The organism is Nocardioidaceae bacterium SCSIO 66511 (assembly GCA_023100825.1).
GTDB lineage: Bacteria > Actinomycetota > Actinomycetes > Propionibacteriales > Nocardioidaceae > Solicola.
The window spans coordinates 2,086,520-2,104,418 of sequence record CP095846.1 but is presented as its reverse complement, the minus strand read 5'-3'; the positions used below and the strand labels follow the sequence as shown (position 1 = coordinate 2,104,418).

At 68.3% G+C, this 17,899-nt stretch carries 19 protein-coding genes; 12 read left to right on the top strand and 7 right to left on the bottom strand.

The features are described 5' to 3' along the window. Window positions 1-17 precede the first annotated feature (17 nt). The gene (locus MU582_09850) at window positions 18-1,427 is read left to right on the top strand and encodes an amidase (GenBank protein UPK76925.1); all 1,410 of its coding nucleotides are present in this window, start codon (window positions 18-20) and stop codon (window positions 1,425-1,427) included. A 4-nt stretch (window positions 1,428-1,431) separates the two neighbouring features. Here MU582_09850 and rsgA read toward each other — a convergent pair whose 3' ends face one another. Both rsgA and MU582_09840 read right to left on the bottom strand, forming a co-directional pair. After that, window positions 1,432-2,508 carry a ribosome small subunit-dependent GTPase A gene (gene rsgA / locus MU582_09845; GenBank protein UPK76924.1) on the bottom strand — a complete coding sequence of 359 codons (1,077 nt, stop codon included), beginning with the start codon at window positions 2,506-2,508 and terminating at the stop codon, window positions 1,432-1,434. Between the two features lie 260 nt (window positions 2,509-2,768). Next, window positions 2,769-3,491: a TetR/AcrR family transcriptional regulator gene (locus tag MU582_09840; GenBank protein ID UPK76923.1), complete on the bottom strand. Its 723-nt coding sequence runs from the start codon at window positions 3,489-3,491 to the stop codon at window positions 2,769-2,771. Window positions 3,492-3,575: 84 nt separating this feature from the next. On the opposite strand from MU582_09840, the gene MU582_09835 reads away from it, so the two are divergent. The 9 genes from MU582_09835 (at window position 3,576) to msrB (ending at window position 11,126) form a co-directional block, all read left to right on the top strand. Next, window positions 3,576-4,442 carry an NAD(P)H-binding protein gene (locus MU582_09835; GenBank protein ID UPK76922.1) on the top strand — a complete coding sequence of 289 codons (867 nt, stop codon included), beginning with the start codon at window positions 3,576-3,578 and terminating at the stop codon, window positions 4,440-4,442. Between the two features lie 369 nt (window positions 4,443-4,811). Beyond that, window positions 4,812-6,500, top strand: a complete 1,689-nt coding sequence (locus tag MU582_09830) for a nitrite/sulfite reductase (protein UPK76921.1) — start codon at window positions 4,812-4,814, stop codon at window positions 6,498-6,500. Next, on the top strand, window positions 6,497-6,667 hold the full coding sequence (locus tag MU582_09825) for a hypothetical protein (protein UPK76920.1): 171 nt from the start codon (window positions 6,497-6,499) through the stop codon (window positions 6,665-6,667). The genes MU582_09830 and MU582_09825 overlap by 4 nt, the downstream gene beginning before the upstream one ends. After that, complete coding sequence (locus MU582_09820) at window positions 6,664-7,383, top strand: phosphoadenylyl-sulfate reductase (GenBank protein UPK76919.1); 720 nt, start codon at window positions 6,664-6,666, stop codon at window positions 7,381-7,383. The genes MU582_09825 and MU582_09820 overlap by 4 nt, the downstream gene beginning before the upstream one ends. Window positions 7,384-7,441: 58 nt before the next feature. Then, on the top strand, window positions 7,442-8,191 hold the full coding sequence (locus MU582_09815; GenBank protein ID UPK76918.1) for a sirohydrochlorin chelatase: 750 nt from the start codon (window positions 7,442-7,444) through the stop codon (window positions 8,189-8,191). Window positions 8,192-8,296: 105 nt separating this feature from the next. Beyond that, a complete protein-coding gene (locus MU582_09810; protein UPK76917.1) occupies window positions 8,297-9,031 on the top strand; it encodes a pyrimidine reductase family protein in 735 nt (244 codons plus the stop codon). Continuing rightward, a complete protein-coding gene (locus MU582_09805; GenBank protein UPK76916.1) occupies window positions 9,028-10,119 on the top strand; it encodes an ATP-dependent DNA ligase in 1,092 nt (363 codons plus the stop codon). Before MU582_09810 ends, MU582_09805 begins: the two co-directional genes overlap by 4 nt. A 43-nt stretch (window positions 10,120-10,162) precedes the next feature. After that, window positions 10,163-10,690 carry a hypothetical protein gene (locus MU582_09800; GenBank protein ID UPK76915.1) on the top strand — a complete coding sequence of 176 codons (528 nt, stop codon included), beginning with the start codon at window positions 10,163-10,165 and terminating at the stop codon, window positions 10,688-10,690. 31 nt (window positions 10,691-10,721) lie between these two features. After that, window positions 10,722-11,126: a peptide-methionine (R)-S-oxide reductase MsrB gene (msrB, locus tag MU582_09795; protein UPK76914.1), complete on the top strand. Its 405-nt coding sequence runs from the start codon at window positions 10,722-10,724 to the stop codon at window positions 11,124-11,126. 15 nt (window positions 11,127-11,141) lie between these two features. Here the strand turns inward: msrB and MU582_09790 are convergent, their stop codons facing one another. The 5 genes from MU582_09790 to hemE form a co-directional block, all read right to left on the bottom strand. Further along, window positions 11,142-11,750: a dihydrofolate reductase family protein gene (locus MU582_09790; protein ID UPK76913.1), complete on the bottom strand. Its 609-nt coding sequence runs from the start codon at window positions 11,748-11,750 to the stop codon at window positions 11,142-11,144. Between the two features lie 32 nt (window positions 11,751-11,782). After that, window positions 11,783-12,364, bottom strand: coding sequence for a dihydrofolate reductase family protein (locus tag MU582_09785; GenBank protein UPK76912.1), 582 nt, complete (start codon window positions 12,362-12,364; stop codon window positions 11,783-11,785). Between the two features lie 446 nt (window positions 12,365-12,810). Then, window positions 12,811-13,518, bottom strand: a complete 708-nt coding sequence (locus MU582_09780; protein ID UPK76911.1) for a chlorite dismutase family protein — start codon at window positions 13,516-13,518, stop codon at window positions 12,811-12,813. Continuing rightward, a complete protein-coding gene (gene hemG, locus MU582_09775; GenBank protein UPK76910.1) occupies window positions 13,515-14,939 on the bottom strand; it encodes a protoporphyrinogen oxidase in 1,425 nt (474 codons plus the stop codon). Before hemG ends, MU582_09780 begins: the two co-directional genes overlap by 4 nt. Then, window positions 14,936-15,988 carry a uroporphyrinogen decarboxylase gene (gene hemE, locus MU582_09770; protein ID UPK76909.1) on the bottom strand — a complete coding sequence of 351 codons (1,053 nt, stop codon included), beginning with the start codon at window positions 15,986-15,988 and terminating at the stop codon, window positions 14,936-14,938. The genes hemG and hemE overlap by 4 nt, the downstream gene beginning before the upstream one ends. 70 nt (window positions 15,989-16,058) lie before the next feature. Between hemE and MU582_09765 the strand changes: the two genes are divergently transcribed. Together MU582_09765 and MU582_09760 are read left to right on the top strand one after the other, a co-directional pair. Beyond that, on the top strand, window positions 16,059-16,640 hold the full coding sequence (locus tag MU582_09765; GenBank protein UPK76908.1) for a DUF3000 domain-containing protein: 582 nt from the start codon (window positions 16,059-16,061) through the stop codon (window positions 16,638-16,640). A 3-nt stretch (window positions 16,641-16,643) separates the two neighbouring features. Beyond that, complete coding sequence (locus MU582_09760) at window positions 16,644-17,873, top strand: ribonuclease D (protein ID UPK76907.1); 1,230 nt, start codon at window positions 16,644-16,646, stop codon at window positions 17,871-17,873. Window positions 17,874-17,899: the final 26 nt, after the last annotated feature.

The following is a 17,899-nucleotide window of genomic DNA, read 5'->3' as shown; positions in this document are numbered from 1 at the left end:
GAGGCGAGAGGCAGCCGATGGCGACCCATGTGCACGCATTCAGCGACGATGCGCTCGGCGATGATGACGCAGTAGGAGTCGCAGCCCGGATCCGCGACGGCCAGATCAGCTCGCTGGAGGCCATCGAGGCCGCCATCGCACGCATCGAGAAGGTCGAGCCGGAGCTGAACGCCGTCGTCGTCTCCGACTTCGATCGAGCCCGCAAATCGGCCGTCGACCAGCACACCGGACCGTTCGCGGGCGTACCCACGATCATCAAGGACAACTCCGACCGCGCCGGGCTCCCGACCGGGCAGGGGTCGTCCGCGTTCACGCCACAGCCGGCAGCCGACGACGGAGACTTCGTACGCCAGTTGCTCGCGCAGGGCCTGATCGGTGTCGGCAAGAGTCGGCTACCCGAGTTCGGGTTCAACGCATCGACCGAGTTCGCCGATGCTCCGCCGACGCGCAACCCGTGGAACACCGCCTACTCCCCCGGCGCCTCATCCGGCGGGTCTGCGGCGCTGGTCGCTTCGGGCGCGCTGCCCATCGCGCATGCGAACGACGGCGGCGGGTCCATCCGGATCCCCGCCGCGGCCTGCGGGCTCGTCGGCCTCAAACCGACCCGAGGGCGTACGCGCTCGGAGGCGTTCTCGGCCGGCGCACCGGTGAAGATCGTGAGCGAGGGCATCGTCAGCCGCAGCGTCCGAGACACCGCACACTTCCTCGCCGGCGCCGAAAAGGTGTACGCGAACCCGCGGTTCCCGCGTATCGGCCTGGTCGTCGGCCCGTCCTCGCGCCGACTGCGGGTCGGGGTCCTGACCGAGTCCGTGACCGGGCACGCGACCGACGACGAGACCCGATGGGCCGTTGCCGCAGCAGCGAGCCGACTGACCTCGTCAGGCCATGACGTCGTCGAGATGCCGATGCCGGTCGAGCGGCAGTTCGCCGACGACTTCGCGCACTACTGGGGCGTGCTCGCTGCGGCGATCAGCGCGACCGGGCGGCGCACGCTCGGCCGCGACTTCGATGCGAAACGTACCGACAACCTCACCCGCGGGCTGACTGCGGAGTTCCGCCGGCATCTGCTTCGTACGCCCGGAGTCATCTACCGGCTGCGCAAGTCCGAGCACGCGTACGCCCAGATCTTCGCCGACTACGACGTGGTGCTGTCGCCGACTCTGGCACATACGACACCGCAGCTCGGCCACCTGTCGCCGGCGCAGCCCTTCGAGCAACTCTTCGATCGACTGCTGCGCTACGTCGCGTTCACGCCGCTGAACAACGCGACCGGCGGCCCCGCGGTGTCACTTCCGATGGCGATGTCCGATGCCGGCCTGCCCATCGGCGTGCAGTTCTCCGCGGCACACGGCGACGAGCGCACGCTGCTCGAGCTCGCGTACGAGGTGGAGCAGGACCACGGATGGGCACGCATCCAGGACGCATAGAGCGTCAGTCCCGGCGAGCCGATCGGTTGTTCTTCGTACGCTGCTTCCAGCGCTTGAGCTCCTCAGCACGGAGTCGGGCGTCCTTGCGCCGCGCCATCCACGCCACCTCTCGCTGCAGCTTCTGCCAGCTCTCGTAGCGGCGTACGTCGAGCGTCCCGTCGTCGAGCGCCGCCCGGATCGCGCAGTCCGGCTCGGTGTCATGGCCGCAGTCGGCGAATCGGCACTGTGCGATCAAGTCCTCGACGTCGGTGAACGCCGCCGCAAGGCCGTGTCCGCTATCGGACAGGCCGACGCCGCGTACCCCCGGCGTATCGATCAGGCACCCGCCGGACGGCAGCACCACGAGCTCGCGCCGTACGGAGGTGTGCCGGCCGCGACCGTCGGAGCGAATCGTGCGGGTGTCGAGCATCTCGGCACCCACGAGCGCGTTGATGAGCGTCGACTTCCCGGCACCCGACGAGCCGACGAGAGCGACCGTGCCCTCGGCCGCCAGCTCGCGTACTCGGTCGAGGCCGCGACCGTCGACGACGCTCGCGCAGATCACCTCGACACCGGGCGCGACGGCCATCAGATCGGCAGCGACGTCGTCCGCATCGGGCGCGAGATCGGCCTTCGTGAGTACGACAACCGGAGCCGCGCCGCTCTCCCAAGCCAGTGCGACGAGGCGCTCCAGCTTGGTCATCGACGGCTGCTGGTCCAGACCCGCGACCACCGCGGTCGTCGTCACGTTCGCGGCAAGGGCCTGGTCTCGGGAGGTGCCGCCGACCTGGGCGCGTACCAATACGGTGCGCCGGGGCAGCACGGCGTCGATGGTGACGCGATCGTCGGACCAGTCCCGCAAGGTGACCCAGTCACCGACGCAGGGCCCGTCGACCGGGTCGTGGGCTGTCGCTTCGAGCAGGTTCGGGCCGAGCCCGTGCCGTCCTGGGCCGTCAGCCGCGTGTACGCCGTAGAGCCCGCGGTCGACCCGAGTGATGCGGGCCGGCCGCAGCGAAGTCTCACCGAGCATGGCGGCCCAGCGGTCGTCCCAACCAAGGTGGATGAGGGCATGAGGGTACGCAGAATCGACTGAATCGTGCATCGAGAGGCTTTCTGTGAGTCCGCGTGGCGTCAGGCGCGACGGCGGCGGTGGGAAGGTGCGTGGTTCGATCGCTTCAGCTCGGCCATGTCCCCCACCTCCTCTATCGGTTCTGGTCGACGTGGTGAACGCTACGTCGCCGTACGCGACGGCGCATCCGAATTTCGCCCTAGCCCCACCGACGCTCGACGCACGGCTGTTATCGACGGGACGTCGCATCTCACCGTGACGCTGCGCGAACGGATCGTCCACCTTCGTCCTGGTCACTGCGTGGAGCTGGGGTCGGCCGCCAGTCGGTCCAGCCATTCCGTCAACAACCGCCGCTCACCGTCGCTGAGCGGCGTCTGGTCGGGCAGGCTGGCGCGAAACGCCTGCGCGGCCGCAGACGGAGTCGCCTCGCCGACGACCGGATCCTCGGTCGTGATGGCCGCAACCATCGCCTCGCGCAGCGTTGCCAGGAGCGCAGGATCCCGGCTGTCTTCGGGCAGTGACAGCCAGGTGAGTACCGCACCGCGCGCCGTTGCATGGATGATCTGGGCCGCGAGCCGTTCGTCGACACGCAGCCAACCGCCGACGGCAAGTCGTCGGATTCGGCCCATCAGAATCTCCATGCCCGCCTTGGTGGCCGGCGACTCGCGCCTCGGCTCGGCGTACATCAGGGTGTACAGCGCCGGGTTCGACAGACCGAACTCGACTGCGAGGTCCCAGCCCGCTCGCAGGTCTGCAATCTGGTCGTCCGGGTCCGGGTCGACGTTCTTCGAGGCCACGAAAGTGGCGAACCCGTGCTCGGCCACTGCGTCGAGCAGACCGTCCTTGTCACCGAACAGGCGATAGATGGCCGGGGCCTGCACCCCGGCGGCATCGGCAACAGCGCGGGTGGTGACCGCATCGCGCCCGTCGCGGTCGAGCAGGTCGATCGCGGCGTCGATCACGCGCCGCCGGGTCTCGTCGCGCCCTGCGGGTGCCGTACGTGGTGGGGTGATCATGAATCGATGCTACTGCATGAGCGATTCCGGTGTTACTATCACTGATACCAATCTTTCGTTTCCATTGGAACAATGGAGAACTCAATGATCATCGTGACCGGAGCGACCGGCAAACTCGGAAGCCGAATCGTCGAACGACTTCAGACCCTGATCCCGGCGAGCGAGATCGGCGTCAGCGTCCGTGAGCCACAGAAGGCTCAGGCGCTCGTCGACCGTGGGATACGCATTCGCCGGGGCGACTTCACCGACGCCGCGAGCCTGACCCACGCCTTCGAGGGCGCCACCCAGGTGCTCATCATCTCGGTCGACAAGCTCGGCACCGAGTGCGTCGAGCAGCACCGTGCCGCCATCGACGCCGCCGTCGCGGCAGGCGCTCGCCGGATCCTCTACACCAGCCAGATGGGCGCGGACGCGGCATCACACTTCCAGGCGTGCCGCGACCACGCCGCCACCGAGGAGATCCTGCGTACCTGCGGCGTACCGTTCACCGCCCTGCGCAACGGCTTCTACACCGATAGCGCGCTGCAGTTCTTCGACCGGGCATGGGTGTCGGGGCAGCTCACACTTCCCGCCGATGGACCGGTGAGCTGGACGACACACGCCGATCTTGCCGACGCCGCCGCCGCGATCCTCGCCGACGAGGGCCGCTTCAATGGCCCAACTCCCCCACTGACGGCCGGGGAAGCATTCACTTTCGACGATGTGTCCCGGATCGCCACCGGGGCCACCGGACGCCCGTGCGTGCGCACGACAGAACCGGACGACACCTTCTCGGAGCGTCTGATCGAGAACGGCGTCCCCGCCGAGTACGCCCGACAGTTCATCGGCATCTTCATGGCCAGCCGGGCCAAGGAGTTCGCAACAGTGAACCCCGCCCTCGCCGATCTGATCGGCCGTGAGCCCACTCCACTGAGCGCGGCACTTCGCGCCCACCTCACCGAAGCGGACTGAAACGGGCCGCTCCACGGCTGTGATCGGCGTCGCACGGCTCAGCCTGTGCAAGACGCTGACCTGCGACGATCCACGTCTCCATCGAACACGATCTTACTATTCGGGCGCAAAGTCCAAATAGTAAGATCAGTGTTTGTCAGGTGGCGCTCCCGTCGCCGAGACTTCTTGCCATGCTCGCTGCGGTTTCCACACACCTGGTGGTTCGACGTCACGTCGACCTCGGTCGTGTGCGCAGCATGATGTGTCGCCCGGTCTGACCCGCCCGAACTCCCCTCGGGCACGCGGTCGCCGGGCTGCCTCTTCGTTCAGCGCCGAATGAACCTCTGACGCCCGAGCCCCGCGTGTCCACCAGCTCGAAGGACGCGCTCCATGACCACGACGACCGACGCTCCGGTACGTAACGCGAAGCCACGCAAAGCCCAGAAAGGCAGCGGACAGTGGGCTCTCGGTTACCGCGAGCCGCTGAACTCCAACGAACAGGTCAAGAAGGACGACGACGCACTCAACGTCCGCGCCCGGATCGAGAACATCTACGCGCACGGCGGCTTCGCGTCGATCGACCCCGTCGACCTGCGTGGACGCTTCCGCTGGTGGGGCCTCTACACCCAGCGCCGCCCCGGCATCGACGGCGGTAAGACCGCGACGCTGGAGCCCGAGGAGCTCGAGGACAGCTACTTCATGCTCCGCGTACGCATCGACGGCGGCCAACTCGATCTCGGCCAGCTCCGTACCATCGCCGAACTGTCGACCACGTACGGCCGTGACACCGCCGACCTGACCGACCGGCAGAACATTCAGCTGCACTGGGTACGCATCGAGGACGTCCCCACCATCTGGAGCAAGCTGGAGGCGGTCGGCCTGACCACGCAGGAGGCGTGCGGTGACTGCCCGCGCGTCATCCTCGGCAGCCCCGTCGCCGGTATCGCCGCCGACGAGATCATCGACGGCACGTGGGCGGTCGAGGAGATCGAACGCCGCTACATCGGTAGCAAGGAGTTCTCCAACCTCCCGCGCAAGTACAAGACCGCGATCAGCGGCCATCCGAGCCACGACACGGTGCCGCAGATCAACGACATCGCCTTCGTCGGCGTCGAGCACCCCGACTACGGACCCGGTTTCGACCTCTGGGTCGGTGGTGGCCTGTCCACCAACCCGATGCTCGCCCAGCGGCTCGGTGTCTGGGTTCCGCTCGAGGACGTCCCGGAGGTGTGGGCAGGCGTCACCGGTATCTTCCGCGACTACGGCTACCGTCGGCTGCGTACGCGTGCCCGGTTGAAGTTCCTACTCGCCGACTGGGGCGTGCAGCGCTTCCGCGACGTACTCGAGACCGAGTATCTCGGCCGCCCGCTCGCGGACGGACCGGAGGCGCCGGCACCGCACACACCGGGCGACCACGTCGGGGTGCACAAGCAGCAGGACGGCCGTTACTACGTCGGCGCCGCGCTGACCGTCGGCCGGGTGTCGGGTTCGCTGCTGGCCAAGGTCGCCGACGTCGTGGAGCAGCACGGCAGCGGTCGCGTACGAACGACCGCGCACCAGAAGCTGCTGATCCTCGACATCGAAGAGGATCGCGTCGAGTCACTCATCGGAGCGCTCGAGCACCTCGGCCTGTACGCGCGGCCGTCGGCCTGGCGCCGAAACACCATGGCCTGCACGGGCATCGAGTTCTGCAAGCTCGCGATCATCAACACCAAGGACCGTGCCGCCGAGCTGATCGACGAACTCGAGCGCCGCGTACCGGAGCTCGACACCCCGATCAGCGTGAACGTCAACGGCTGCCCGAACTCCTGCGCGCGGATCCAGACCGCCGACATCGGCCTCAAGGGCCAGCTGGTCGTCAATGAGAACGGCGAGCAGGTCGAGGGCTTCCAGGTGCACCTCGGCGGTGCACTCGGACTCGAAGCGGGATTCGGCCGCAAGCTGCGCGCGCACAAGGTCACCGGCGACGGCCTGGCCGACTACGTCGAGCGGCTCACGCGTACGTACCTCGCCGAGCGCGAAGACGGTGAGCTGTTCGCCCAATGGGTCGGGCGCGCCGACGAGGCGGTGCTGAGATGAGCAGGCGCGCCGTTCCGTTCCATTGCCCGTACTGCGGCGACGAAGACCTTCGCCCACACGGTGAGAAGCACGGCGAGTGGGAGTGCCGCTCCTGCATGCGGGCATTCGGTCTGCGCTTCGTGGGGCTGCTCTCCGGTACGTACACACAGGGAGGTGCATCGGCATGACGATCACCGATATCGGCGTCGACCGTCGCAGCGCGGACGAGCTCCGCGACATCGCGACGGTCGCCGGTGCCGAGCTGGAGCTCGCGCCCGCGTCCATCATCGTCCAGTGGGCGGTCGAGACGTTCGGCAAGCGATTCTGCGTCACGTCGTCGATGGCCGACGCTGTGCTGATCGACATCGCCTCGAAGGTCGCGCCCGGCATCGACGTCGTGTTTCTCGACACGGGCTACCACTTCGCCGAGACGATCGGTACGCGTGACGCGGTGGCGGCGACGATGCCGGTCAACCTGATCACGGTCGAGCCGGAGCAGAGCGTCGCCGCGCAGGATGCCAGTGAGGGCAAGGATCTGTTCGCGTCCAGTCCGGATCGCTGCTGCTTCCTCCGCAAGGTGCAGCCGCTGCAGCAGGCGCTCGGCTCGTACGAGGCATGGGCGACCGGGCTACGCCGTGAGGAGACCCACAACCGAGTCATCACTCCCGTCGTCGGGTGGGATGCCGGCAAGCAGAAAGTGAAGGTGTCGCCGCTCGCCCGCTGGACGTCCGATGACGTCGACCGCTACATCCAGGAGAACGGCGTGCTCGTCAATCCGCTGCAGTACGACGGCTACCCGTCGATCGGATGCTGGCCGTGCACGCAGCGAGTCGAGGCCGGCGCCGAAGTCCGCAGCGGGCGTTGGGCGGGGCGCTCGAAGACCGAATGCGGGATACACGCATGACCCGCCGCTCACTGATGAACAAGAACAACAACGACCATCCGCAGAGGAGGAATACACAGTGACCGCACCGGCACTGGTCGCTCTCGCACACGGGAGCCGAGACCCGCGCTCAGCCGCAACCATCACAGCACTCACGAACGAGGTCGCGCGGATGCGTCCCGACCTGCGAGTCGAACCGGCCTTCCTGGAGCTGTCCGATCCGCTCGCCGGCGATGTGATCGACCGGTTGTACGCCGAGGGGTACGACGAGATCGTGATCGTGCCGCTGCTGATCAGCGATGCGTACCACGCGAAGGTCGACATCCCCGCAGTGATCGCGTCGGCGACGACTCGGCACCCGGATCTCCGGGTACATGCGACCGACGTTCTCGGCGTCGAAGCGGCGCTGTTCGACCTGCTCGACAAGCGCCTTCGTACGGCTCTGGCCGAGGCTCGCGTACGCGAGCTGGACGCGTTGGTCCTCGCGGCCGCAGGCTCCAGCGACTCGGCCGCGAACCAGGCGATGCAACGTGCGGCCCGTACCTGGGGCGTGCGCCATAACCTGCCGGCGGTCGCCGCATTCGCGACCGCTGCTCCCCCGGCGACGGGTGAGGCCGTACGCGCATTCCGAGCCGACGGCAGGCGGCACATCGCGGTCGGTTCGATGTTCCTCGCGCCGGGCTTCCTGCCCGACCGCGCGGCCGAGCTCGCGCTCGAAGCCGGCGCGGTCGCGGTGTCGGCGCCGCTCGGGGTCGACGAGGAGATCGCCCGCGTCGTACTCGCGCGTTACGCAGTCGGTGCGGTCGACCTGGTGCCCATCCCCGCTTGATCGTCGCACCCCGACGTCCCCGGTCCGGCACGTTCGGTACGAGACACGCCTGCCGCTTCTCGTCGAACATGCGGGCCCGGGGGCGGTCAATGGCAGGATCGGGGTATGTCGTTCATCTCGCCGGTCCCGGACAAGGCCGGACTCATCGATGCGTACGCGTATCCCGAGGGCCGAACCTGGCTCCGCGCCAACTTCGTATCGACGGTCGACGGCGCCGCAACCGGCGCGAACGGTCTGTCGGCGAGCATCTCCCCGGCCGTCGACAGAAGCGTCTTCGCTCTACTGCGCAGCCTGGCGGATGTGATCCTCGTCGGGGCCGGCACGACCCGCCACGAAGGGTACGAACCGGTCCGTCCCGATGAGGTCGACGGCGAGCTCCGCGAGTCTCTCGGGTTGGCACCGCTCCCCCAGATCGCAGTGGTGTCGGCTTCCCTGGATGTGCCGAAGCCCCTTGTGCATCGCGGATCCACGGCCGCGCCGACCCTTGTCGTCACCGCCGGCAGCGCACCGGCCGAACGAGTCGAGTCGCTACGCGAACACTGCGATGTGATCGTTGCCGGCTACGACGAGACCGACCTCGCGGCGGTCCCCGCGGCCTTGTCCGAACGCGGCCTGAACCGAATCCTGTGTGAAGGTGGCCCGTCGTTGTTCGGCGCGCTGATCGAGGCAGATGTGGTCGATGAGCTGTGCCTGACCGTCGCCCCGCGGCTGGCAGCCGACGGCGCGACTCGGATCAGCGTCGGCTCGCAGACGGTCGACCGGGCGCTGACCCTCGGACATCTGCTCTATGAGGACGACGTCCTCCTCGCCCGCTACGTACGCAACCGGAGGACCTCATGACGTTGCCGCTCCAGCCCCCGCTCAAACCGATGCTCGCGAAGTCGGTCACCCGGATCCCGGGCGGCAGCTACGCGTACGAGCCGAAGTGGGACGGTTTCCGCTGCGTCGTGTTTCGCGATGAGGACTCCGTCGAACTGTACGCACGGTCGACCAAACCGCTCACGCGCTACTTCCCGGAGGTCGCCCGCGCGATCGCGGAATCGGCGCTGCCCAGCAGGTGCGTGCTCGACGGCGAGGCCGTCATCGTCGACAACGGCCGCCTGGAGTTCGAGCATCTGCTGAACCGGATCCATCCGGCGGAGTCACGGGTCAACCTGCTCGCAGAACAGACACCCGCTTCGTACGTCGCATTCGACCTGCTCGCCGAAGGCGACGACGATCTGCTCGGGGTCGCGTACGCAGACCGGCGCGAGCGGCTCATCGACGCGTTTGCATCGGTCGAAGCGCCGCTGCACCTGACGCCTGTGACGCAGGACGAGAACGAGGCGAACGTGTGGTTCGACCAGTTCGAGGGCGCCGGCCTCGATGGTGTCGTGGCCAAGCTCCTCGGTTCTACGTACGCGCCGGGCGAACGCAGCATGCTGAAGATCAAGCACACACGTACTGCCGACGTCGTTGTCGCGGGATACCGGCTGCACAAGACGTCGACACCTGAGAAGCCGCTGCTCGGCTCGCTACTGCTCGGTCTTTACAACGACAAGGGCGTGCTCCAGCATGTCGGCGTCAGCGCATCATTCCGCGCCGAGGTGCGCGCCGAGATGGTGCCGCAGCTCGACCGGCTCCGCATTCCGATGTCGGAGCATCCGTGGGGCGCCTACGCCGGCGACGACCCGGAGACCGGAGATCGCCGACCGGGCGGCGAGAGTCGCTGGAACGCCGGTAAAGACCTGTCGTTCGTACCCCTCGAACCCCGTCTCGTCGCCGAGGTGGGGTACGACCACCTCGAAGGCACGAGGTTCCGGCACACCACGCAGTTCAAGCGCTGGCGCACCGACCGGGAGCCGACGTCGTGCACGTACGCCCAGCTCGAGGAGGTCGTGTCCTTCGACTTGGCGGAAGTGCTCGGTTCGGCGGGCGGCGAGGGGTAAAGTTAGGGTACGGGGGACGCCTCCGAGGAGAGAGGGATTCCCGATGTACAACGTCGCACTCCTGATCGAGCATCAGCTCACCGAGGTCGACGCCGATCAGGTCGTCGCCCTACACGAAGCACTCGACGAGCCCGTCCGCTATCACCTGGTGATGCCGGTCGAGGATGCCGCCGGTCAGCTCACCACCTCTCTCGGCGCCCTCGGCGGCCCCGAACTCGTCCCGGTGGTCTCGCCGGACTCCAGCGAGGTCGAGATGATCCAGGAGAGCATCGACAACACCGCGCAGCAGGAACTCGACGCAAGCGTCGCCCTGCTGCAGCAGCGCCGGCAGCAGACCACCGCCCAGCTCACCCGCGAAGATCCGGTACGCGCGTTGGCGTCACTGATCAAGAAGGTCGACGGCAGCGAGGCGATCGTGCTGACCGAGCCGCATGTCGTCTCCGAGTTCTTCCACCTCGACTGGACCTCGCGCGCGCGACGCAAGCTCGAGGTGCCGTGCCTGCATCTGCTGGAGCACGAGACGCTCGATGAGCAGAGCGCCGGAGCCGGCGAGGGCGTCGACGGAATGTAGCGCCCCTTCGGTGCGGTCGTACGCTGGAAGCATGGCGTACGACGTGACCAAGACCGATGACGAATGGCGTTCCGAGCTGAGCCCGCAGGAGTACGACGTACTCCGTAACTCCGGCACCGAGCGCCCGTTCAGCAGCCCGTACGAGACCGATGAAACTGTCGGCGTTTACGCATGCCGCGGCTGCGGCGCGGAGCTGTTCTCCAGCGAGACGAAGTTCGATGCGCATTGCGGCTGGCCGGCATTCTGGACGCCGCTCGCCGAAGATCGGGTCGAGTACATCGAGGACAACTCGCTCGGCATGAAGCGCGTCGAGGTGCGCTGCGCGAACTGCGGCTCCCATCTTGGCCATGTCTTCGAGGGTGAGGGGCACCAGACGCCGACCGACCAGCGCTACTGCATCAACGGCGTGGCGCTGCGGCTCAATCCGTCGGCGTAGCTCTGCCTCGTACGATCAGGGCAGCACCTGGTAGCTCAGATGCGTCACCGAGCTCGCGACCCGCGAGTCCAGCTGCCGCAGGCTCAGCGGTGGTACACCGTCGAAGATGCGCACTCCCGCACCCATCGTGACCGGCACGACGTGCAGCCGCAGCTCGTCGACGAGGGCGGCGGCGAGATACTGGTTGATGGTGCTCGCACCGCCGTGGATCGAGACGTCGGCGTCGCCCGCCGCCTCGCGCGCCTGTGACAGCGCCGACTCGATGCCGTCAGTGACGAAGTAGTACGTGGTGCCACCCTCCATCGGCTGCGGATCGCGCGGATGGTGGGTGAGTACGAAGACCGGGGCGTGGAACGGCGGGTTGTCGCCCCACCAGCCGTTCCACTGCCGATCCCACTCCCCGCGTACCGGACCGAACATGTTCCGCCCCATGACAACCGCTCCCGCGGCATTGATCCGTTCGACCTCGGCGGCGTTCTCCTCGCCGTCGTCGAACATCCACGCGTGCAGCCGGTTGCCCCACCCATCGCCGGCGTCGTCGCCGAAGGGGCGCTCCTCCGACTGGTTCAGTCCGGCAGCGTAGCCGTCTGCCGAGATGGTCTGTTCTGCGATGACTCTGGTCATGAGCTTCCTCGATCTCTGCGTTGCGCCCAGGCTCAACCGTGCAGGCTGGGCCGGTAGATGAGTTGCTGGGTGCGCCCGTCCAACGTGCGTGTCTCGATCAGGTCCAGGTCGAAATCGGCAGCGCCCGCGAACACCGGTTCGGATCCGTTCTCGCCAGTGATCACCGGGAACACCGTCACCTGAACACGATCGACCAGACCGGCAGCCATAAGCGCGCGGTTCATGGACAAGCTGCCGTGCGAGCGCAACGGCACCGCGGACTCCGCTTTCAGCCGGGCGACCACGTCGACGGCGTCGCCGGGAACGACGGTTGCGTCGGGCCAGTCGAGCGGCTCCTCGAGCGTGTTCGAAACGACCGTTGCAGGGAGATGACGCATCCGCGTGACCCACGGGTCGCGTACGTCGGAGTCGTCGGTGCTCTCGGCGAGCATCTGCGCGAAAGCCCGGTACGTGCTGGCGCCGAAGACCATGCGCTGTGGTTCGTCGTACAGCGCCAGGCGGTGGTCGAGCAGCTCCGGACCCTGTTTGCCCCAGTAACCGCTCCAGTCACCGCCGCTGACGGAGCCGAACCCGTCGAGGCTGGAGAACACGTCGAAGGTGTAGATCGCGGTCATGCTGACTCCTGGTGCTCGTCGATGCGTACGAACGACAGACGACGATCAGCGGCGAAACTCATCGGCGGCGGTCCATAGCGACGGCGGACGGCGCGCGTGAGTGAACTCCTCCCACGGTGGCCTCCGGCGTACCAGCGGGCACGGCAACCTGCCACTCTGCACGGCGAATCTGCCATGCAGAGTGGAGTTTCACCATGTTTACTTGGTGAACGACCACCACCGGCCCGCATGGGCCACCGAATCGGGAAAGCCGGCAAGCAAACCGAGCCCCGTACTTGCGGCTCCCGCGTCGCCGCGTCTTTAGCCCGTCCGACCACGCAGGGAAGGCCGACAGCGAAGCCAGCGGGGCGGGCGGGTACTCGTACCGAAGTTGGACGGGAAGCCGACAGCGACGAGCGCCGAGGCGGCGAGTGTTCGCCCGTAAGAAGCGCTGAAGCCGACGCGACCTACGGCATCGACTGCACGATCTCGCCGATCGGGCGGCGGCGACCGGTGTAGAACGGGATCTCCTCACGCACGTGGCGGCGCGCCCGGCTGGCACGCAGCTCACGCATCAGGTCCGACAACCGATAGAGCTCATCGGCCTCGAAGGCCAGGATCCACTCGTAGTCGCCGAGTGCGAACGCAGGCACCGTGTTGGCGCGTACGTCCGGGTAGTCGCGAGCCTGCATGCCGTGCTCGCGCAACATGTCGCGGCGTTCGTCGTCGGGCAGCAGGTACCACTCGTAGGACCGTACGAACGGGTAGACGCACAGGTACGCGCGTGACTCCTCGTCGGCCATGAAGGCGGGTACGTGCGATTTGTTGAACTCCGCCGGGCGGTGCACGGCGAGCTGCGACCAGACCGCGTCCATCCGCTGGCCGAGCCCGGTCGAGCGGAACTGGTTGTACGCGTCCTGCAGCGAGTCCGAGGACTCCGAATGCCACCAGATCATCAGATCGGCGTCGGCGCGAAGGCCGCTCACGTCGTACGTGCCGCGGATCGTGACGTCCTTGCGCTCGAGCTGCTCGAACAACTCCTCGACGGGCTGCGCGAGCCAGGCCCGCTCCCCCTCGCCGATCTGCTCGCGTAGCCGGAACACCGACCACATCGTGTAGCGGATCGTGTCGTTGATCTCCTTGGCGCGTTTGCCGGCGTTCGCTGCTCGGGTCATGGCTCCATTGTCTCCCTTGCGCCGGTGCGCGAACGTAGGTGGTTCGCCACTCGCTCGGCCGCCCGACGCGCGGTAGCGATCACGGCGGGTATACCGACGCCGGAGTACGCGGCTCCGGCGACCTCGAGACCCGGCACGGCAGCGATCGACTCCTCGACTCGGCGGACGAGGTCGAGGTGGCCGACCGCGTACTGCGGCAGCGCTCCGCCCCACCGCTGGACATGTGAGTCGACCGGCTCGCCGCGTAGGCCGACGGCGGCGCGAAGGTCGGCGACCGCGAGCGAGACCAGCTCGTCGTCGGCACGCTGCAGGAGCTCTGCCTCACCCGCCCGCCCGACCGACGCGCGCAGGACGACAAGATCGCCGCTCGCCTCGTCGACCCAGCCCCATTTACGCGAAGAGAGAGTCGCGGCCTTGATCACCCGACCGTCGACGGGCGGCACCAGGAATCCCGACGAGTGCGGGAGGCCGTCGATCGCGGCCCGTGGCACGGCCAAAGACACGATCGCCATGCTGGCGTACTCGAGCGACGCGAGCTCGGTCGAGGCCGCCTCTGCGATGCCTGACAGCAGCCGAGCCGACGGCGCTGCGGGAGTCGCGAGGACGACGGCGTCGGCGTCGATCACTTCGACATCGGTGGTCGGTCCCACCGTCAGCTGCCACCCGCGCGGAGACCGGCGAAGCTCTCGTACGGTCGCGCGGCGACGGACCGTTGCGCCCGACGACTCGAGTGCGGCGGGCGCGAGCTGACCGACTCCCCCACGAAGCCCGGCGAACACCTGACCGCCAGGGTCCGGCTTCTCGCGTCGGGCCTGCGCGGCCGCCTCGATCAACGACCCGTCTCGGTCGGCGAGTGCGGCGATCTGCGGTGCGGCGGCCAGCAGCGACAACGAACGCGCGTGGCCCGCGTACACCCCGCCGAGCAGCGGCTCCAACAGTCGGTCGCAGACCTCGTCGCCGAGCTGCGCCGCGACATAGTCGCCGACGGACACATCCGCGGTCAGCGGAGTGCGCCGGCGCGGTACGACGGCGCGGATCATGCCCACGCGCGAGATGACCCCGCTCTCGGCGAGCGCATCGACATCGGCGGGTACGCCCATCACGGTCGGTGGGAGCGGGCGCAGAGACCCACGGGTCCACAGTGCGGCCTTGGTCGTGACGGGGTGGATGATCGCGTCGCGAAGGCCGACTCTCGTCGCGAGGTCGAGCGCCTCCGGGCGCCGTGCAAGCATCGACTCCGCGCCCACGTCGACGGTTGCGCCGGCGAGTTCGACCCGATGCAGCTTGCCGCCGAGCCGATCGCTCGACTCGAGGACGAGCAACTCCGCATCGGGGAGCAGGACGCTCAGCTCCTCGGCCGCAGCGGCGCCCGCAATGCCCGCGCCGACGACGGCGATCCTCGGTCGTGCGGGCTGACTCATGCGCGACCCGTCGCGGGTTCGTACGAGTGCACGAAGTCGACGAGCCTGGACAACGCGTCCGGATCGGTCTGCGGTAATACGCCGTGACCGAGGTTGAAGACGTGGCCCGGCGCGGCCGCACCCGCATCGAGTACGCGTGCCGCCGCATCGGTCATGACCTCGGTCGGCGCGAACACCAAGGTCGGGTCGATGTTGCCCTGGACGGCTCGTTCGGGACCGATCCGTCGCGTCGCCTGGTCGAGCGGAACCCGCCAGTCGACGCCGACCACCTCCGCGCCGGCATCACCCATATCGGCGAGGAGCTCACCCGTGCCGACGCCGAAGTGGATGCGGGGTACGCCCAGGTCGGCGACCGAGGCCAGCACTGCGGCCGAGTGCGGCTGGACGTACGTCCGGTAGTCCTCCGGCGACAGCGCACCAGCCCACGAGTCGAACAGCTGCACGGCACTCGCGCCGGCTTCGATCTGGACCCGCAGGAAGGCCGCAGCGATGCGGGCGAGCTGTCCGAGCAACGCGTGCCACAGCTGTGGTTCGGCGTACATGAGGGCCTTCGTACGCCGGTGGTCGCGCGACGGGCCGCCCTCGATCAGGTACGAGGCGAGGGTGAAGGGTGCTCCGGCGAAGCCGATCAGCGGGGTACCGCCCAGCTCGCCGGCGAGCGCCGTCACGGCCTCGCTGATGTAGGGCACGTCGTCGGGTACGAGGTCACGTAGCTGCGACAGCTCGCCCTCGCTGCGGATCGGCCGCTCGACCATCGGACCGGTGCCGGGGACGATGTCGAGGTCGACCCCGATCGCCTTGAGCGGGACCACGATGTCGGAGAAGAAGATCGCCGCGTCGACGCCGTACCGGCGCACCGGCTGCATCGTGATCTCGACGATCAGGTCGGGTGTCGCGCACGCCTCGAGCATCGGCACGCCCTCGCGTACGGCTCGGTACTCGGGAAGCGAGCGGCCCGCTTGGCGCATGAACCACACGGGAACGTGCGCGGGACTCTCGCGCCTGCAGGCGGCGAGGAACGGACTATCGGAGACAGATGGCGACGACACGCGGTAATCGTCGCAGGTGGCGCGGCGAGTCGAGGCGTCAGGTCTGGCCTGCTCAGCCTAGGCTGCAGGTATGGCAGCCGGAAAGGAGCTGGACGGCCCACCTCCGGAGTTTGAGAGCGCCCTCCAGCAGTTGCGAGCCGCCCCTCTGCGCCCCGAGATCCGATGCGAGGACATGCCCGCTCCCCAGCGGATCGCACCGTACTCGGCGGCGATGACGGGCGACATCCTCGTCGCGGGCGACGAGGTCGGCACCGGACGCATCGTCCTACTGCACGACCCGACGGGCAATGATGCGTGGCACGGCACGTTCCGCCTCGTCACGTTCGCCCGTGCCGACGTCGACCCGGAGATGCTTCGAGACCCGGTGATAGCCGAGGTCGGCTGGACCTGGCTCACCGATGCGCTCGAAGCGAACGACGCGACTCTGATCGCGCCGAGTGGCAGCGTCACCACGATCGCGTCGGAGGGATTCGGCGGCCTCGCCGATGACGGATCATCGGGTCAGCTCGAGATCCGCGCCTCCTGGACTCCGACCTCCGATATCGGGGGCCACGTCTCCGCCTGGGGTGATCTGCTGTGTACGGTCGCAGGGTTACCGCCCCTTGCGCCCGGCGTCGCGATGCTGCCGAGCCGCCGAGCCCGCAGAGGATAGGTCTTGACCGAAGGCAACTCCGACGCCTCCTCCTCCGAGGAGAGCCTGCCACCCCTGCGACTCAGGGAACCCCTGCCTGCGGTCGATGACGACGCCGACGCGCTTGCGGAGACCATTGCCGCGATCGCCGAAGGCGAAGGCCCGGTCGCCTTCGATGCCGAGCGCGCATCCGGTTATCGGTACTCCGCGCGCGCGTACCTCGTGCAGCTACGCCGGCGCGGGTCCGGAACGCATCTGGTCGACCCGGTCGCGTTCGACGACCTCACTCCGCTCGACGACGTCGTCGGTGACACCGAGTGGATCCTGCACGCAGCCACCCAGGACCTCCCGTGCCTGCGCGAGATCGGGTTGGTCCCCCGCCGACTCTTCGACACCGAGCTCGCCGGCCGGCTGCTGAACCTCCCGAGGGTCGGGTTGGCGTCCCTCGTACAAACCCTGCTCGGCCACACCCTCGCGAAGGAGCACTCGGCCGTCGACTGGTCGACTCGGCCACTGCCCGAACCCTGGCTCGAGTACGCCGCGCTCGACGTCGAGGTGCTCCCAGAGCTGCGCGACGCCATCGAGGAGCGCCTGGAGGCTTCGGGCAAACGCGAGTGGGCGGCGCAGGAGTTCGAGGCGCTGCTCGACTTCACCGGTCCGGCACCGCGAAGCGAGCCCTGGCGACGCACCTCCGGCATCCACCGCGCGCGCGGGCGACGCCAGCTCGCGATCGTACGTGCGATGTGGAACGCCCGTGACCAGATCGCGGCCTCCCGCGACACCGCGCCCGGCCGCGTGCTGCAGGACTCCTCGATCGTCGCCGTGGCCTCGGCACAACCGCGCGATCGGTCCGCGCTGCGGGCGCTGCCCGCGATGCGCAACCGGTCTGCCCGCAGACATCTCGACGAATGGGTCGACGCCGTCGGCTCCGCCCTCGCCTTACCCGACTCGGAGCTACCCGGTGTCGCGGCCAGGTACGACGGTCCGCCTCCGGCACGTGCCTGGAGCGAGAAGTTCCCGGCCGCGGCCGCGCGACTCGGCGCGTCTCGCGAGGTCATCACGCAGCTCGCCGAGGAGCACGACCTGCCCGCCGAGAACCTGTTGGCACCCGACAGCGTGCGTCGACTCGCCTGGGAACCCCCCGATCCCGTCTCACCCGACAACGTCGCGGCCGCGCTCACCACCCACGGCGCGCGGCAGTGGCAGGTCGATCTGACTGCCCCTGGTCTCGCGGAAGTCCTCGACGGTCTGTAGGTTGGTTAGGCACACCTAACCGTCCG

Coding starts and splice junctions, on each gene's coding strand:
- MU582_09850 (UPK76925.1), top strand. CDS start 18: ATGGCGACCCATGTGCACGCATTCAGCGACGATGCGCTCGGCGATGAT.
- rsgA (UPK76924.1), bottom strand. CDS start 2,508: ATGCACGATTCAGTCGATTCTGCGTACCCTCATGCCCTCATCCACCTT.
- MU582_09840 (UPK76923.1), bottom strand. CDS start 3,491: ATGATCACCCCACCACGTACGGCACCCGCAGGGCGCGACGAGACCCGG.
- MU582_09835 (UPK76922.1), top strand. CDS start 3,576: ATGATCATCGTGACCGGAGCGACCGGCAAACTCGGAAGCCGAATCGTC.
- MU582_09830 (UPK76921.1), top strand. CDS start 4,812: ATGACCACGACGACCGACGCTCCGGTACGTAACGCGAAGCCACGCAAA.
- MU582_09825 (UPK76920.1), top strand. CDS start 6,497: ATGAGCAGGCGCGCCGTTCCGTTCCATTGCCCGTACTGCGGCGACGAA.
- MU582_09820 (UPK76919.1), top strand. CDS start 6,664: ATGACGATCACCGATATCGGCGTCGACCGTCGCAGCGCGGACGAGCTC.
- MU582_09810 (UPK76917.1), top strand. CDS start 8,297: ATGTCGTTCATCTCGCCGGTCCCGGACAAGGCCGGACTCATCGATGCG.
- MU582_09805 (UPK76916.1), top strand. CDS start 9,028: ATGACGTTGCCGCTCCAGCCCCCGCTCAAACCGATGCTCGCGAAGTCG.
- MU582_09800 (UPK76915.1), top strand. CDS start 10,163: ATGTACAACGTCGCACTCCTGATCGAGCATCAGCTCACCGAGGTCGAC.
- msrB (UPK76914.1), top strand. CDS start 10,722: ATGGCGTACGACGTGACCAAGACCGATGACGAATGGCGTTCCGAGCTG.
- MU582_09790 (UPK76913.1), bottom strand. CDS start 11,750: ATGACCAGAGTCATCGCAGAACAGACCATCTCGGCAGACGGCTACGCT.
- MU582_09785 (UPK76912.1), bottom strand. CDS start 12,364: ATGACCGCGATCTACACCTTCGACGTGTTCTCCAGCCTCGACGGGTTC.
- MU582_09780 (UPK76911.1), bottom strand. CDS start 13,518: ATGACCCGAGCAGCGAACGCCGGCAAACGCGCCAAGGAGATCAACGAC.
- hemG (UPK76910.1), bottom strand. CDS start 14,939: ATGAGTCAGCCCGCACGACCGAGGATCGCCGTCGTCGGCGCGGGCATT.
- MU582_09765 (UPK76908.1), top strand. CDS start 16,059: ATGGCAGCCGGAAAGGAGCTGGACGGCCCACCTCCGGAGTTTGAGAGC.